The organism is Burkholderia sp. AU45251 (assembly GCF_030482905.1).
GTDB lineage: Bacteria > Pseudomonadota > Gammaproteobacteria > Burkholderiales > Burkholderiaceae > Burkholderia > Burkholderia aenigmatica.
This window is the reverse complement of sequence record NZ_JAUJQH010000036.1, coordinates 1-16376: the sequence shown is the minus strand read 5'-3', so window position 1 is coordinate 16376 and position 16376 is coordinate 1. Positions and strand designations below refer to the sequence as shown.

Sequence of the window (16376 nt, the reverse complement as noted above, 5' to 3'; positions counted from 1 at the left end):
TTCACAACCTTGCGCCGGTCAAGCCAGCGCGTCGGCCGGCTGACGCTGCAGCAGCGCGAGCAGCTGCGCGATCTCGTCGCGCATCTTGCGGCGGTCGACGATCATGTCGATCGCGCCCGTCTTCAGCAGGAATTCAGCGCGCTGGAAGCCTTCCGGCAGCTTCTCGCGAACCGTCTGCTCGATCACGCGCGGGCCGGCGAAGCCGATCAGCGCCTTCGGTTCGGCGATCACGACGTCGCCGAGGAACGCAAAGCTCGCCGACACGCCACCCATCGTCGGGTCGGTCAGCACCGAGATGAACGGCAGCTTGGCTTCGGCCAGCTTGGTCAGCATCGCGGTGGTTTTCGCCATCTGCATCAGCGACAGCAGGCTTTCCTGCATCCGTGCACCGCCCGAAGCGGTGAAGCAGATGAACGGCACTTGCTGCTCGAGCGCGTTCTGCGCGCCGCGTGCAAAGCGCTCGCCGACCACCGAGCCCATCGAGCCGCCCATGAACGAGAACTCGAAGCAGGCCGCGACCACCGGCAGCGTGTGGATCGCACCGCCCATCACGACCATCGCGTCGGTTTCGCCCGTGTCGTCCATCGCTTCCTTCAGACGATCCGGGTACTTGCGGCTGTCCTTGAACTTCAGCGTGTCGACCGGCACGATTTCCTGGCCGATCTCGTAGCGGCCTTCCGCATCGAGCAGCCCGTCGAGGCGCTCACGCGCACCGATGCGCATGTGGTGATCGCACTTCGGGCACACGTGCAGGTTCGCGTCCACGTCGTTGCGGTACAGCACGGCCTCGCAGGACGGGCACTTGACCCACAGGCCTTCCGGAATGCCCTTGCGGCTTTTCGGATCGGTCTGCTTGATCTTCGGCGGCAACAGTTTGTCGAGCCAGCTCATCGTATGGTTTCCTGTTCCGTGGCGGGCCGGGCCGCATGGCCCGCTCCCGCTTCCTGTGTTGTGTTTATCGCGCCGTCTTGCCCGCGCCGTCCAGGGCGGCGCGCAGCTCGGCGATGAAAGTCTTCAGCGCGGCGGCAGCCCCCTCCGGCGCAGCGCTTTCGAGCAGCTGCACGAGGCGGCTGCCGATCACGACGGCGTCCGATACCTCGGCCACCGCGCGCGCCGTTTCGGCGTCGCGGATACCGAAGCCGACGCCGACCGGAACCGGCACGCGCGACTTGATGGCCGGGATTTTACCCGCAATGCTCGAAACATCCAGATTTCCTGCGCCGGTCACGCCCTTGAGCGACACGTAATACACGTAGCCGCTCGCGATCTTGCCGACGTCGGCGATGCGTTCGTCGGTCGACGTGGGCGCGAGCAGGAAGATCGGATCGATCTGCGCGGCGCGCATTTTCTCGGCGAATACGCCCGCCTCTTCCGGCGGATAGTCGACGACGAGCACGCCGTCGACCCCGGCCGCCTGTGCTTCGGCCGCGAACACGTCGACGCCCATCCGCTCGATCGGGTTCGCATAGCCCATCAGCACGACGGGGGTTTTGGGGTCGGTTTCGCGAAAGCGCTTCACGTCGGCGAGCACGCTCTTCAGCGTGACGCCGCGCGCGAGCGCGCGTTCCGACGAGCGCTGGATCACCGGGCCGTCGGCCATCGGGTCCGAGAACGGCACGCCGAGTTCGATCACGTCCGCGCCGCCTTCGGCGAGCGCGTGCATGAATTCGACGGTCTTGGCGGGATCGGGGTCGCCGGCCGTGATGAACGGGATCAGGCCCTTACGGTCTTGTTCGGCGAGCGCGGCGAAGGTCTGCTGAATACGGGACATGGCAATTTTCCTGTGTCGATCCGGAGTTAGCGCTTTAGCGCTTACTCCGGTCCCATACAAAGTATGGTTGCGTTCGGCGATGCGGCGGCGCGATTCACGCGCACGCCGGCGCAGCGAGCGCGTTCACGCGCTCGTGCGCGATCGCACAATAGCTTTCGTTGATCTCGTAGCCGACGAAGTCGCGCCCCTGCCGTGCGCAGGCCACCGCGGTCGTGCCGCTGCCCATGAACGGATCGAGCACGCGGCCGCCCGGCGGGCAGCTTGCGAGCACCATCCGCTCGATGATTTCCAGCGGCTTCTGGGTCGGATGATCGACGCGCTCCGCGTGCTGCCGGTGCAGGCGCGAGACCGACCAGACGTCCTTCGGGTTGTAGCCCATCTCCAGCCACTTGCTGCCTTCGAACAGCTTGCGCGAGCGGGCCTTCTTCGTGTCGGCGTCGTACGGGATGCGGACCGGATCGAGATCGAAGTAATACGCCTTGGAAACCGCGAAAAAGCCGATGTTGTCGTGCACCGACGTGAAACGGCGCGTCGTGCCGCCCATGCTCGGCACGCGCCGGTCCCAGATGATCTCGTTGACCATCGTGAGTTGCGTCTTCAGGAAACTGAAGATTTCCGGCGCGTACTGCCACGTGCAGAAGATATACATCGACCCGCTCGGCTTCAGCTTCGGAATCGCGAGCTCGAGCCACTCGCGCGTCCACGCGAGGAAATCGTCGCCCGAACGCTTGTCCGAGTCGTTGCCGTAGTCCTTGCCGAGCCCGTACGGCGGATCGGCGACGATCAGGTCGATCGACGCGTCCGGCAGGTGCGCGGCATGGGTCAGGAAATCGCGGTTATGCAGTTCGATACCGGACGGCAGCGCGCGCGGCACGGCGGCGGCAGGCTGAACCGCCCCCGCCTCGCTCGCGGCACCGCCGCCCGGTTCTTCGATCAGGTCACGCATCGGTCGGGGTCAGAGCTCGATGCCCGATCGCTCGGCGACCGTGTGCATGTCCTTGTCGCCGCGGCCCGACAGGTTGACGAGCAGGATCTTGTCCTTCGGCAACGTCGGCGCGAGCTTCACGCCATACGCAATCGCGTGGCTCGACTCGAGCGCGGGAATGATCCCCTCGATCCGGCAGCAGTCATGGAACGCCTTCAGCGCTTCCTCGTCGGTGATGCCGACGTATTGCGCACGGCCGCTGTCCTTCAGCCACGCATGCTCGGGGCCGACGCCCGGATAGTCGAGGCCCGCCGACACCGAATGCGTCTCGATGATCTGGCCGTCGTCGTCCTGCAGCAGGTAGGTACGATTGCCGTGCAGCACGCCCGGGCTGCCGGCGATCAGCGACGCCGCGTGATGGCCCGTGTCGAGGCCGTCGCCGGCCGCTTCGACACCGATCAGCTGCACCGAGGTGTCGTCGATGTACGGATAGAAGATCCCCATCGCGTTCGAACCGCCGCCGACGCAGGCGATCACCGCGTCGGGCTGCCGGCCCGCGAGCTCGGGCATCTGCACCTTGCACTCGTCGCCGATCACGCGCTGGAAGTCGCGCACCATCATCGGGTACGGGTGCGGGCCCGCGACCGTGCCGATGATGTAGAACGTGTTCTCGATGTTCGTGACCCAGTCGCGCATCGCTTCGTTCAGCGCATCCTTCAGCGTGCGCGAACCCGATTCGACCGGCACCACCGTCGCGCCGAGCAGCTTCATCCGGTAGACGTTCGCGGCCTGGCGGCGCACGTCTTCCGAACCCATGTAGACGACGCACTCCATCCCGAAGCGCGCGCAGATCGTCGCGGTCGCGACACCGTGCTGGCCGGCGCCCGTCTCGGCGATCACGCGCTTCTTGCCCATGCGCTTCGCGAGCAGCGCCTGGCCGATCACGTTGTTGATCTTGTGCGCGCCCGTGTGGTTCAGGTCTTCACGCTTCAGGTAGATCTGCGCGCCGCCGAGCGTTTCGCTCCAGCGCTGCGCATGATAGATCGGCGACGGACGGCCGACGAAATGCTTCAGCTCGCGCTCGAATTCGGCGACGAAATCGGGATCGTTCTGGAATTTTTCATACGCGGCACGCAGCTCGTCCAGCGCGTGAATCAGCGTCTCGGCGACGAACGTGCCGCCATACGGGCCGAAGTGGCCGCGGTCATCAGGAAGGTTGTACATGGTGTCTCTCTCGATCGGTCGGTGCACCCCGCTTTCGGGGCTGCGCCGGCTTGCATCACCCGGCGTCCGCTTCGCGCACCGCGCGTACGAACGCCGCCATCCGGGCGTGATCCTTCACGCCCTTCGCGCCCTCCACTTCGATGCCACTCGAGACATCGACAGCAAACGGGCGCAACTGGCGAATCGCATCACCGACGTTTTGCGCGCTCAAGCCACCACTCAAAACGGCCCGATGCGCGAGCTCTGCGGGAATAAGAGACCAATCGAAGACCTTGCCGCTACCACCGTAATCCGGCACCAGGGTGTCGAACAGGAGGCCGCGCGCTTTCGAATAATGAAGACCCGATTCTACCAAATCGGCCGATTGCGTCGAGGGGCCCACGCGCACCGCGCGCAGCCACGGCAGGCGTGCCGCGCGGCCAAGCGCATCGCACTGCTCGGGCGTCTCGTCGCCATGGAGTTGCAGCAGCGTGAGCGGCACGTCGCGCACGACGGCCTCGATCTCGGCTTCGGTCGCGTTCACGAACAACCCGACCACCGACACGAACGGCGGCGCGAGGCGCGCCAGCTCGGCCGCCTGCGCGATCGACACCGCGCGCGGGCTCTTCGGGTAGAACACGAGGCCGATCGCGTCGGCGCCGAGCGCGGCCGCGTGCAGCACGTCCTCGGGCTTCGACAGCCCGCACAGTTTGATGCGCGTGCGCGGCGGCAAGCCGGCCGCGGCGGGAATCGAGGGAGACACGGCGTGATCCGTCATGATTGAGGGTCCAGATCGGCCCAGACGCTACTCCACGGCACGCTGCCGAGCTGCGCGGGCGGGACGGCGAATTCCGCCGGGTAGCCGACGTGGGCGAGGTACAGCCCGTCGGCCATGAACGTGGGCGCCGCAAGCTTGCGGTCGCGCCCGGCCAGCACGTCGGCCAGCCAGTCGGCCGGATAGCGGCCACGACCGACCGCGACGAGGCAGCCCATCAGGTTGCGCACCATGTGGTGCAGGAACGCGTTGGCGCGGAAGCGGAAATGAATGAAGTGGCCCACGCGCCGCACGTCGATCTGGTACAGGTGTTTGACCGGCGTCTTCGACTGGCATTCCGATGACCGGAACGACGAGAAGTCATGCTCGCCGATCAGGTGCGCGGCGGCGGCACGCATCGCATCGTCGTCGAGCGGCGTGTGGATCCAACCCGCGCGCCCCGCCAGCATCGGCGAGCGCACGGGATGCACGTACAGCGTGTAGTAATACGTGCGCTCGAACGCCGAGAAGCGCGCGTGGAACGTCTCCGGCATCGGCTTCGCCCACTGCACCGCCACGGTCGACGGCAGGAACGCATTGGTGCCGCGCACCCACGAGAACACCTCGCGATCGAGGTCGGTATCGAAGTGCACGACCTGCCCGAGCCCGTGCACGCCCGTGTCGGTCCGCCCGGCCACCGTCGTATGCAGCGGCACGCGCGCGAACTCGGCCAGCGCGTGCTCGAGCCGATCCTGTACGGTCTTGCCGTGCGGCTGCGCCTGCCAGCCGCAGAACGCGGCGCCGTCGTACTGAATGCCGAGCGCGATCCGCATCACGCCTCGTCCGCCAGTTTCGCAAGCAGCGCGCGCGCATCGTCGCGCGTCGCGGCGTCGTTCGCGTCGACCACTTCCTGCAGCAGCGTCCGCGCGCCGGACAGATCGCCCAGCTCGACGTACTCGGACGCGAGATCGAGCTTGTTGCGCGCGATGCGGGCGAGCTCGTCCGGCGTCAGCGCCGGCAATGCGGCGCCCGGCGCGGACGGCAGGTCGAGATCGAAATCGAGCTTCAGCGCACCGAACTGCGCGCCGCCGAGCGGCGGCAGCGACGACGTCGCGAACGGACTGCCCGTGTGGACGGCAGGCGTCGCAGCGTCCGGATCCCAATCGAACTCGTCGTCCTGGTCGGCCGGATGTTCCGGGACCGGTGCGACCGAGCCCATCGGCAGGTGCCGGGCGGCTTGACCGTTAGTTGCGACTTTATCGGTGTCGGACTGCCCTGCCCGTGCAGCGGGCTCGTCCGCCGCCGACTCGTCGGACGTGCGCGGCGGCAGCGGCATGTCGAGGCTGTTGAGCGCGCTGATCGCGTTCTGCATCAACGCCGCGTGCTGCGCTTCGGCTGCCACGGGTGCAAGCGGCGTCTCGGCAGCCTTTTCCGCCGGCTTTTCGGCAGCGATCTGCTCTACCGGCTCGGCATCGCGCGGAGCCGGAGCCGCCTCGCTTGCGGGCGGCACTGCGGCGTGCGCGGGCAGCTCGTCATGCGGCTTCGCCGCTTCCGGCACCGGCGACATATCCGTGTCGGACGGCTCGACCGTCTCCGCCACCGCGGCGGTCGCCGCGGCAAGGTTCAAGTCGGAAGCCGCGTCACGCGCGACCGGCATTTCGGGCCGGATCGGCAGTTCGGGCTCGACGGTCGGCGCGACTGCGGCTTCCGCAGCCGCGGCACCGCCCGCTACGGAAGCGGCAGCCGTCGCACCCGTGCCCGCCTCGTCCTTGCCCCGGCCTTTCCGGCGCTTGCGCCACGCGAAACCTGCCGCGAGGACGATCACGGCCGCACCGGCTACCGCGGCCGGACGCCAGTCCATCTCGCTACCGCGTGCAGGCGCCGCCTCCGGTGCGACCGGTTGCGCAGGCGCCGATACCGATGCCGACTGCACCGCGCTGGCGGCGACGCCGGACGCGGCTTCGCCTGCCGTCGGCGCGGCAGCGGATGCGCCCGCCTCGTTCGCGGCCGGAGGCACGGCGGGCGCGCGTGCCGGGGACGAAGCCGGCGCGGCGTCGTTCGTCGTAGCCGGCTTGCCGATGCCGTGCTTCTGCAATTCCATCAGCACGCGGTTCTTCAGCGCCAGCAGTTGCTGCAGGCTCGACGGACGCGGCTGCGACGCACCCGCGACAGGCGCTGCACCTGACGGTTCGTTCGTGCCCGGCACCTGGCTGCCCGTCGCAGGCGGGATCGCGACACCGCTCGCGGACGACGGCACCGACTGGATCGTGCCGCTCCACACATGCGGACCGCTTGCACCGGCAACGGGCGCCGCCTGCTGCATGCTTTCGACAGCCGATGCGCCGTGCGCAGCCGAAGCGCCGACCGATGCCGACGCGCCGGTGGCCGCTGCCACGCTCGCGCCGCTCACCGGCGCCGCATGCATGGCCGGCGCCACCGGCGCGGATTGCGCGGTCGACCCCGGATGCGGTGCGGACGCACCATGCTGCGCGACTGCCGTGCCGCCCGATGCCGCCGCAGGCGCGGACGCAGCCGTCGCCCCCGATGCACCGGATGCAGCGGCCGGCACGAGTGCCGCGCCGGTCGCGTCGAGCGCCGGCACGGCCAGCGTCGCGCCGACTTTCAGGCGGCTCGCGTCGTGCTTCATGAACGCCTGCGGATTGGCGTCGAACAGCGCGCGGCCGGCGCGCGCGAGCACGACGGGATCGCGCGACTGCGTGGCCGCTTTCGCGATGTCGTTCAGCGACTGGCCCGGCTGGACCGTCACGGTAAGCGGCACTGCGCCGCCGGCAGCGGACGCCGGCAGTTCGCCGGTGCCGGCCGCCCAGGCCGATGCGGTTGCGCCGAGCGCCAGGATCGCCAGCGCGCCACGCACGGCGCGCGACAGACGGGACAGGCGCGGAAACAAGGAAATTCGGGACATCGTTGGCTCTATCGCCGCGCGCGGGCGCGGCTCGGATTCGCGGTTGAAAGCGTCAATAAAGTTGCCGCAGAAATGCAAAAGCGTCGCGTGGAACGCGACGCTTTCGGCGGGTCTGTGCGTCGTAATCGCGTAGTTTACTTCACGCGATCGGGTTCGGGCCGAATTCGTCGCCGGCAGGTGCAACCGGTCGCATTCACGCGCCGGCGCACCCGGCGACCGGGCCGCGCCGATGCCAGGGAGTGCATGCCGCATGCCGGCGCCCACGATCAGTCGAAAGCACGCCGCTCGCAGCTGAAAAACCGTCCGACCGCATCGCATCCCGAACGAACATCGCGGCCTTTGCTCGCTCACCGGGCGGCTGACATACCCCGGGCTCGATGCCGCGCCACGACCGGGAAATCGGGTACGTTTGCTCAATAATTCGCGCGGCCTGCCGTAAATGGATTAACAGCAGACAATAAAAATAAATCCCGCCAGCCATCAAATCCATTCCAATAAATTTCATTTGATCGATAAGAGGCCAATTCCCCTCTCTTATCGTCGAATTGGGAATTTACGCCGCCAATCCCCCGCCCATCAAGGATTCCAGGCCGCACCCCCACCTCATTTCTCATACGAAATCGATCATTTCAGCATCAATTCAATTACATTACACAAAATTACACAGATCGAATAATTGCCATCGCTACGATCGTCTTCAAACAAGAATCGGCGCAATTCGACCATCGCGCCCGCCTCTGCCGGAAAGGCGGGCACGCGGTCGGCCGGGCTGACGCCGTGAGGTGCCAGGGAGGCATCGCGCAGTCGCACGACTGCATTTACTCACCAGCTCGTTACGGGGATCGAACATGGGCTATCAACAGGGCTTGAGCGGGTTGGCCGGCGCGGCGAACCATCTCGACGTGATCGGCAACAACATCGCGAACGCAAACACGGTTGGCTTCAAGCAGGGTCGCGCGAACTTCGCCGACATGTACGCGAATTCGGTCGCGACGTCGACCAACACGCAGATCGGCATCGGCACGCGGCTCACGTCGGTGCAGCAACAATTCGGCCAGGGGACGATCAACACGACGAAGTCGTCGCTCGACATCGCGATCAACGGCAACGGCTTCTTCCAGATGTCGAACAACGGCGTGACAACGTACTCGCGTGACGGCGTATTCCACCGCGACAAGAGCGGCGCCATCGTCGACGCGCAAAACCGCAACCTGATGGGCTATGCAGCAGGCCCGGGCGGCGCGATCAACACCGCGGCGACCGTGCCGCTGCAGGCGCCGACCACCAACATCGCACCGCAGGCGTCGACGAAGATCGCCGGCCAGTTCAACCTGAACTCGCAGGACAAGGTACCGGCCAAGACGCCGTTCAACGCGGGCGACAACGCCACGTACAACTACAATTCGTCGATCCAGGTGTACGACACGCTGGGCGGCGCGCAGCAGGTGTCGATGTATTTCACGAAGAACACGGCCGGCACGTGGCAGGCCTACGCCGGCGTGCAGGGCCAGACGCCGACGAATCTCGGCACCATCACGTTCGACCCATCGGGCCGGATCAGCTCGACGACGTCGGCCGCAACCGGCCAGCCGACGGCGAGCCTCGGCCAGTTCGCGTTCTCGATCCCCAACGCGTCGGGTGGCGCCAATCCGCAGAACCTGACGCTCGACCTGGGCGGCACGACGCAGTTCGGCGGGAAAAGCGGCGTGAACAATCTCGCCCAGGACGGCTTCGCGAGCGGCACGCTGACGACGTTCTCGATCGGCGCCGACGGCAAGCTCACCGGCAACTACTCGAACGGTCAGAGCGCGGTGCTCGGCCTGATCGCGCTCGCGAACTTCAACAACCCGAACGGGCTCGAGAACATCGGCGGCAATCAGTATGTGGAAACCGCCGCGTCGGGCGTGCCGCAGATCTCCGCGCCGGGCAGCACGAACCACGGCACGCTGCAGGGGAGCGCGCTGGAAAACTCGAACGTCGACCTGACAACCGAGCTCGTGAACCTGATCAAGGCGCAGCGCGACTACCAGGCCAACGCGCAGACGATCAAGACCCAGCAGACCGTCGACCAGACGCTCCTGAACATGCGCTGACCCGCGCATGAAAAACGCGCCGCGCCAGCCTTGATAGGTTCAAGGCCGACGCGGCGCGCAATCTTGTGCAATGCGGCCCGCATCTCGCGGGCCGGACATGCAGGCTTACTTGTCGAGCAGGATACGCAGCATGCGGCGCAGCGGCTCGGCCGCGCCCCACAGCAGCTGGTCGCCGACCGTGAACGCCGACAGGTATTCACCGCCCATCGCGAGCTTGCGCAGGCGGCCGACCGGCACCGTCAGCGTGCCCGTGACGTTCGCCGGCGACAGGTCGCGCATCGACGCTTCACGCTCGTTCGGCACGACCTTCACCCAATCGTTCGCCGATGCAAGGATGTCGTTGATCTCGTCGAGCGGCACGTCCTTGTTCAGCTTGATCGTCAGCGCCTGCGAGTGGCAGCGCATTGCGCCGATCCGCACGCACAGGCCGTCGACCGGGATCGAACCCGGCTGGCCCATGGCCGGCTTGCCGAGGATCTTGTTGGTTTCCGCGCCACCCTTCCACTCTTCCTTCGACATCCCGTTACCGAGATCCTTGTCGATCCACGGGATCAGCGAACCGGCGAGCGGCACGCCGAAGTGGCTCGTCGGCATCGCATCGCTGTTCATCGCGGCCAGCACGCGGCGGTCGATGTCGAGGATCGCGGAAGCCGGATCGGCGAGTTGCTCCTTCACGGCGCCGTTCAGCGTGCCCATCTGCGACAGCAGTTCACGCATGTTCTGCGCGCCGGCGCCCGATGCGGCCTGGTAGGTCATCGCCGTCATCCAGTCGACGAGGTTCTCGCGGAACAGGCCGCCGAGCGCCATCAGCATCAGGCTGACCGTGCAGTTGCCGCCGACGAAGTTCTTCGTGCCCTTGACGAGCGCGTCCTTGATCACGTCGAGGTTGACCGGATCGAGGATGATGACCGCGTCGTCCTGCATCCGCAGCGACGATGCCGCATCGATCCAGTAGCCGTTCCAGCCGGCCGCGCGCAGCTTCGGGAACACGTCGTTCGTGTAGTCGCCGCCCTGGCACGTGATGATCACGTCGCACTTCTTCAGCTCGTCGACGTTGGTCGCGTCCTTGAGCGTAGTCTCGTTTTTCGCGAACGACGGCGCTTTGCCGCCCGTGTTGCTGGTGCTGAAAAACACCGGTTCGATCAGGTCGAAATCGCCCTCTTCCTGCATACGCTGCATCAGGACGCTGCCGACCATGCCGCGCCAACCTACGAGACCTACGTTCATGACTAACCCTTTGATGGAGCTTCCCCGCCATTTCCGTCCCCGGTGTGACCGCGCGGGGAAATAGGCGGGCACGACGGACGATCAGCGTTTAATGATCGTTTTCGTGGTAATGGTTTTCGTGATGACGATGGCGCGCGCACCCGCACGGGCAATGTTGCCGTGGAGTTTCAAGACCGGGGAGATCAGGGAAAAATGCGCCATCGTTCGAGTCTACACAAAGCCGGTGGCCCGCACAACGGCCAACCGCACGCGAACCGGCCGATTTCGCGGCCCGTTCGCGCCCTTTCTACCTGTTTGCGTTACAGCGCCGCGACCACTGCGTCGCCCATTGCCGTCGTGCCGACCTGCTGGCAGCCCGGCGTCGCGATGTCGCCCGTGCGGTAGCCCTGTTCGAGCACCGCTTTCACCGCGCGCTCGATGCGATCGGCCTGCTCTGCACGATTCAGCGAGTAGCGCAGCATCATCGCGGCCGACAGGATCGTCGCGAGCGGGTTTGCAATGCCCTTGCCCGCGATGTCCGGTGCCGAACCGTGCGACGGTTCGTACAGACCCTTGTTGTTCTTGTCGAGCGACGCCGACGGCAGCATGCCGATCGAGCCCGTCAGCATCGACGCTTCATCCGACAGGATGTCGCCGAACATGTTGCCGGTGACGATCACGTCGAACTGCTTCGGCGCCTTCGCAAGCTGCATCGCGGCGTTGTCGACGTACATGTGCGACAGCTCGACGTCCGCGTATTCCTTCGACACGTCGATCATGATGTCGCGCCAGAACTGCGACGTTTCGAGCACGTTCGCCTTGTCGACCGACAGCAGCTTCTTCGCGCGCTTGCGGGCCGCCTGGAACGCGACGTGCGCGATGCGGCGCACTTCCGGTTCCGAATAGCGCATCGTGTCGAAACCTTCGCGCTCGCCGGCGAACTGGCCGTCCGGTGCAGCGCGCACGCCGCGCGGCTGACCGAAGTAGATGTCGCCGTTCAGTTCGCGCACGATCAGGATGTCGAGGCCCGCGACCAGCTCGGGCTTCAGCGGCGATGCATCGACGAGTTGCGGATAGCAGATTGCCGGGCGGAAGTTCGCGAACAGCTCGAGATGCTTGCGCAGCCCGAGGATCGCCTGCTCGGGGCGCAGCGCGCGCTCGAGCGAGTCGTACTTCCAGTCGCCCACGGCGCCGAACAGGATCGCGTCGGCGTCCTTCGCGAGCTTCAGCGTCGCGTCGGGCAGCGGATGGCCGCTTGCCTCGTAGCCCGCGCCGCCGACCGGCGCCTGTTCGAGTTCGAACTTCTCGTCGAGTGCGTTCAGCACCTTCACGGCTTCATTGACGATTTCCGGACCGATGCCGTCGCCGGGCAGCACTGCAATCTTCATGCGAAATTCCTGACTGGGTAGAGTGTGATGGAGGCAGGCCGGCGAACGCGCCGCCGGCGCGCCCGCCCGAAAGGCGCTGTCAGCCGACCAGCTTGGTGTTGAGCCACGGCTGCTTCACGAGGCGCTCGGCCTCGAACTGGCGGATCTTGTCCGCGTGGCGCAGCGTGAGGCCGATGTCGTCGAAGCCGTTCAGCAGGCAGTACTTGCGGAACGCGGTAATCTCGAACGGATACACACGGCCGTCGCCCGTACGCACGACCTGCGCGTCGAGGTCGACCGTCACTTCGAAGCCGTTGAACGCGACCGTCTCGTTGAACAGGTGATCGACCTGCTGCTCGGTCAGCACGATCGGCAGCAGCCCGTTCTTGTAGCAGTTGTTGAAGAAGATGTCCGCGAAGCTCGGCGCGATGATCGCGCGGAAGCCGTACTGCTGCAGCGCCCACGGCGCGTGCTCGCGCGAGCTGCCGCAGCCGAAGTTCTTGCGCGCGAGCAGCACCGATGCGCCTTGGTAGCGCGGCTGGTTCAGCACGAAGTCGGGATTCAGCGGACGCTTCGAGTTGTCCTGCCCCGGTTCGCCGTGGTCGAGATAACGCCACTCGTCGAACGCGTTCGGGCCGAAACCCGTGCGCTTGATCGACTTCAGGAACTGCTTCGGAATGATCGCGTCGGTGTCGACGTTTTCGCGATCGAGCGGCGCCACGACGCCGGTATGCACTGTGAATTTTTCCATGATCCGTCTATCCGGTTGAAGGGCCGGCGTTCAGCCGGCGCACATCGACAAATTCTCGGCGGGGGACGTTACTCCGCGGCGCGCTTCAGCGCGCTGCCGGCGGCGTTGACGTCCTGCCCGAAGCCCTGGACGGTATTGCAGCCCGCGAGGCCGAAGCCCAGCCCTGCGAGCGCCAGCGCGGCAACCAGCCGCGCCACGAGTTTCGATGCCGTCACGCGTTACCCCAGCTGGCGAATGTCGACGAAATGGCCTTCGATCGCCGCGGCTGCCGCCATCGCGGGGCTGACGAGGTGCGTACGACCGCCCGCGCCCTGCCGGCCTTCGAAGTTGCGGTTCGACGTCGATGCGCAGCGCTCGCCCGGATCCAGACGATCGGCGTTCATCGCGAGGCACATCGAGCAGCCCGGCTCGCGCCATTCGAAGCCGGCATCCGTGAACACCTTGTCGAGCCCTTCACGTTCGGCCTGCGCCTTCACGAGACCCGAGCCCGGCACGACCATCGCGAGCCGCACGTTCGACGCGATGCGACGGTTCAGCTTCTTCACGACGTACGCGGCTGCGCGGATGTCCTCGATGCGTGCGTTCGTGCATGACCCGATGAAGATCTTGTCGACCTTGATCGACTCGATCGGCGTGTTCGGCTCGAGCGCCATATAGGCCAGCGCACGCTCCATCGCGTCGCGCTTGACCGGATCCTTCTCGCGCTCGGGATCGGGCACGCGACCGTCGATCGACGTGACCATTTCCGGCGACGTGCCCCATGTGACCTGCGGGACGATCTCGGCTGCGTTCAGCTCGACCACGCGATCGAACTGCGCGCCTTCGTCCGACTTGAACTGGCGCCAGTATTCGACGGCCTGGTTCCATTCCGCGCCGGTCGGCACGAACGGACGGCCCTTCAGGTAATCGATCGTCGTGTCGTCCACTGCGACCATGCCCGCGCGCGCGCCAGCTTCGATCGCCATGTTGCAGACGGTCATGCGGCCTTCCATCGTCAGCGCGCGGATCGTCGAGCCGCCGAATTCGATCGCGTAGCCCGTGCCGCCGGCGGTGCCGATCTTGCCGATGATCGCGAGCACGATGTCCTTCGCGGTACAGCCGCGCGGCAGCGTGCCTTCGACCTTCACGAGCATGTTCTTGCTCTTCTTCTGCAGCAGCGTTTGCGTGGCGAGCACGTGCTCGACTTCCGACGTGCCGATGCCGTGCGCGAGTGCGCCGAATGCGCCGTGCGTCGACGTATGCGAATCGCCGCACACGATCGTCATGCCCGGCAACGTCGCGCCCTGCTCCGGCCCGATGATGTGGACGATGCCCTGGCGCACGTCGTTCATCTTGAACTGCGTGATGCCGAACGCATCGCAGTTCGCGTCGAGCGTGTCGACCTGCAGCTTCGAGACGGGATCGGCGATGCCGTGGCTGCGATCGGTGGTCGGCACGTTGTGGTCCGACACGGCCAGGTTCGCGCTGATGCGCCACACCGGACGCTGCGCCATCTTCAGCCCTTCGAACGCCTGCGGGCTCGTGACTTCATGCAGCAGCTGACGGTCGATATAGAGCAGCGTCGTGCCGTCTTCCTCGGTGTGGACCACGTGGGTGTTCCACAGTTTGTCGTAGAGAGTCTGTGCCATGGGTATGCGGGGTCGTTGTGACTACAAGCCTTACGGATGTGATCGATTATGCCACGCAAAATCGGCTCATGGAGTACCACGATAACGAGAAAAGTGAATAAAAACAGTGGGTTGGGTGGTACACGCGATACCCGGATAAGCATTACCCGGCAATGCAGACGCCACGACGCGGCGGCGATTGCCGCCGCCGCGCGTGGCGCGTGTCAGCGCGACACGCGCCGGCCGGCCGCTTTCGCCGGCAGCACATACCCGTCATCGAGCGTCGCGAGGAAGGCCGCGACATCGTCGATATCGTGCTCGCTCCACACCGGTTTCTCGCCGCGCTTGCGTGTGAGCGGCTCGTCCGTCGTGTCGACGTTCACGCGCAGATACGCAGGCAGGTCGTCGTACTGCACGACGCGGCCGTGCCGGTCGGTCGGATACCACTTCGCGGGGTCGGTATCGCGCTGCACGTAGAAGCGCAGCGCGTCCTTCAGCGCGTGGAAGCGGCCGTTGTGGAAGAACACCCGACGTAGCGACGTGTTGCGCAGCGACGGCGTCTTGAACAACCCGCAGTTCGCGCGGTCCGCCGCCTGGTCCTTCCGCACGGGGCCGCACAGCCCGAGGTCGTAGTAGTCGGGATTCGCGTTCGCGCGCAATTCGCGGTTGCGCGGCACGCCGAGCGCTTCGAACGTGAAGTCGGTCAGCAGCGGATGCGCGCCGTTCACGCCCGGCTGGTCGATGTGACACGACGCGCAGTTGCCGCGTGCGGGATCGTCGAACAGCCGCTTGCCGCGCAGTTCCCGCGCACTCAGTTCGACCTTGCCGTCGAGGTAGTAGTCGAACTTGCTCGTGTACGGATGAAAGCTCGGATCGTCGAGCTCGAAACGCTCGATCGCGCGCATCGCGTTCGCGAACGCCTGCTGCGGGTCGTCGAGCGCATGCGCGCCGAACACGCGGCGAAAGCGCTCCGCGTACGGCGCGCGCCGCAGCTTTCCGACCACGGCCTCCGCGCTCGGGTTCGCCATTTCGTCCGGATTCAGCAGCGGAAAGCTCGCCTGGTCACGCGGCCGGTCGAAGCGGCCGTCCCAGCCGAAACCGCCGATCGGCGCGTTGTCGGTTTCCGTCAGCCGCTCCGCCACGCTGGCGGCCTGCGGGTGCGACCAGACCGGCGTGCGGTTCAGCACGTAGCGCAGGCTCGGCACCGCGCGCGTGCCCTGTCGCTTCAGGTCCGCGCCGCCGAGTTGCGCGGCGAGACCGTTCGGCGGCCCGTACGCGTGATCGGGGCTGTGGCACGTCGCGCACGACATCCGGCCCGACGCCGACAGCGCCGGATCGAAGAACATCAGCTTGCCGAGCGCGGCCATGTCGCCGGCAGTGGCTTCAGGCGATACCGCCGGCGCTGCCGCACTGCCCGGCGCAGCGCCGGCCGCCGTTACGCACCACCCGATCGCCAGCGCCGCGCCCAGCGCGCGCCAGCCCCCGCCAGCGGACCTCCGGCCGGACCTGCGTGCCGGCCTCACAGGTTCGTGAACACGTCGCCGCCGAAGCCTTGCAGGCCGGCCTGCCCCGCATAGCCGAGATGGTCGAGCCCGAAGATGTCCTCGACGCTCTTCAGCATCGAATAGTGGTTGTACGCGACCGTCGATACCGTACCCGGCTTGATGAACTTCGAGATCATCACCGCGCCCGTCTGGTCGCCGCCGAAGCTCTGCTTCGTGAGGTTGATCGTCGCGCCGTGGTAGGCGAGCGACGACGTCTGCGGGAAGACCGGCA

At 66.5% G+C, this 16376-nt stretch carries 17 protein-coding genes; 1 reads left to right on the top strand and 16 read right to left on the bottom strand.

What is annotated here, in order from left to right; genetic code table 11:
* Positions 1-18: 18 nt before the first annotated feature.
* The 8 genes from accD to QZM67_RS36485 all read right to left on the bottom strand — a co-directional run bounded on the left by accD (position 19) and on the right by QZM67_RS36485 (position 8386).
* Positions 19-891, bottom strand: a complete 873-nt coding sequence (accD, locus tag QZM67_RS36520; RefSeq protein WP_043177592.1) for an acetyl-CoA carboxylase, carboxyltransferase subunit beta — start codon at positions 889-891, stop codon at positions 19-21.
* Between the two features lie 64 nt (positions 892-955).
* Positions 956-1771: a tryptophan synthase subunit alpha gene (gene trpA, locus QZM67_RS36515; RefSeq protein WP_301810908.1), complete on the bottom strand. Its 816-nt coding sequence runs from the start codon at positions 1769-1771 to the stop codon at positions 956-958.
* A gap of 94 nt (positions 1772-1865) precedes the next feature.
* Positions 1866-2717 carry a site-specific DNA-methyltransferase gene (locus tag QZM67_RS36510; RefSeq protein WP_011355718.1) on the bottom strand — a complete coding sequence of 284 codons (852 nt, stop codon included), beginning with the start codon at positions 2715-2717 and terminating at the stop codon, positions 1866-1868.
* A gap of 9 nt (positions 2718-2726) precedes the next feature.
* Positions 2727-3920 (bottom strand): tryptophan synthase subunit beta, encoded by a 1194-nt coding sequence (gene trpB, locus QZM67_RS36505; protein WP_043177597.1) that lies wholly within the window; start codon positions 3918-3920, stop codon positions 2727-2729.
* Positions 3921-3975: 55 nt separating this feature from the next.
* Positions 3976-4677, bottom strand: a complete 702-nt coding sequence (locus QZM67_RS36500) for a phosphoribosylanthranilate isomerase (RefSeq protein ID WP_175025306.1) — start codon at positions 4675-4677, stop codon at positions 3976-3978.
* The gene (gene truA / locus QZM67_RS36495; protein WP_175025305.1) at positions 4674-5486 is read right to left on the bottom strand and encodes a tRNA pseudouridine(38-40) synthase TruA; all 813 of its coding nucleotides are present in this window, start codon (positions 5484-5486) and stop codon (positions 4674-4676) included. Before truA ends, QZM67_RS36500 begins: the two co-directional genes overlap by 4 nt.
* Positions 5486-7576: a FimV/HubP family polar landmark protein gene (locus QZM67_RS36490; RefSeq protein WP_301810906.1), complete on the bottom strand. Its 2091-nt coding sequence runs from the start codon at positions 7574-7576 to the stop codon at positions 5486-5488. Before QZM67_RS36490 ends, truA begins: the two co-directional genes overlap by 1 nt.
* A 624-nt stretch (positions 7577-8200) precedes the next feature.
* Positions 8201-8386: a hypothetical protein gene (locus tag QZM67_RS36485; RefSeq protein ID WP_301810905.1), complete on the bottom strand. Its 186-nt coding sequence runs from the start codon at positions 8384-8386 to the stop codon at positions 8201-8203.
* A 38-nt stretch (positions 8387-8424) separates the two neighbouring features.
* Between QZM67_RS36485 and flgE the strand changes: the two genes are divergently transcribed.
* Positions 8425-9669 (top strand): flagellar hook protein FlgE, encoded by a 1245-nt coding sequence (gene flgE / locus QZM67_RS36480; RefSeq protein WP_175025302.1) that lies wholly within the window; start codon positions 8425-8427, stop codon positions 9667-9669.
* A 105-nt stretch (positions 9670-9774) separates the two neighbouring features.
* Here flgE and asd read toward each other — a convergent pair whose 3' ends face one another.
* The 8 genes from asd to QZM67_RS36445 form a co-directional block, all read right to left on the bottom strand.
* A complete protein-coding gene (gene asd, locus QZM67_RS36475) occupies positions 9775-10896 on the bottom strand; it encodes an aspartate-semialdehyde dehydrogenase (protein WP_043177609.1) in 1122 nt (373 codons plus the stop codon).
* 81 nt (positions 10897-10977) lie between these two features.
* Positions 10978-11097: a hypothetical protein gene (locus tag QZM67_RS40005; protein ID WP_041493347.1), complete on the bottom strand. Its 120-nt coding sequence runs from the start codon at positions 11095-11097 to the stop codon at positions 10978-10980.
* 98 nt (positions 11098-11195) lie between these two features.
* Positions 11196-12263, bottom strand: a complete 1068-nt coding sequence (gene leuB / locus QZM67_RS36470) for a 3-isopropylmalate dehydrogenase (protein ID WP_301810904.1) — start codon at positions 12261-12263, stop codon at positions 11196-11198.
* Between the two features lie 79 nt (positions 12264-12342).
* Complete coding sequence (gene leuD, locus QZM67_RS36465) at positions 12343-12993, bottom strand: 3-isopropylmalate dehydratase small subunit (RefSeq protein WP_301810903.1); 651 nt, start codon at positions 12991-12993, stop codon at positions 12343-12345.
* A 68-nt stretch (positions 12994-13061) separates the two neighbouring features.
* Entirely contained in the window at positions 13062-13208 is a 147-nt protein-coding gene (locus QZM67_RS36460) for an entericidin A/B family lipoprotein (RefSeq protein ID WP_043177617.1), read from the bottom strand.
* A 3-nt stretch (positions 13209-13211) separates the two neighbouring features.
* Positions 13212-14621, bottom strand: coding sequence for a 3-isopropylmalate dehydratase large subunit (leuC, locus tag QZM67_RS36455; RefSeq protein ID WP_089453366.1), 1410 nt, complete (start codon positions 14619-14621; stop codon positions 13212-13214).
* Positions 14622-14824: 203 nt separating this feature from the next.
* Positions 14825-15967: a cytochrome-c peroxidase gene (locus QZM67_RS36450; RefSeq protein ID WP_301810901.1), complete on the bottom strand. Its 1143-nt coding sequence runs from the start codon at positions 15965-15967 to the stop codon at positions 14825-14827.
* A gap of 152 nt (positions 15968-16119) precedes the next feature.
* Positions 16120-16376, bottom strand: a 257-nt coding sequence (locus QZM67_RS36445; RefSeq protein ID WP_301810899.1) for an alkaline phosphatase family protein, incomplete at its 5' end; no start/stop codon positions are given.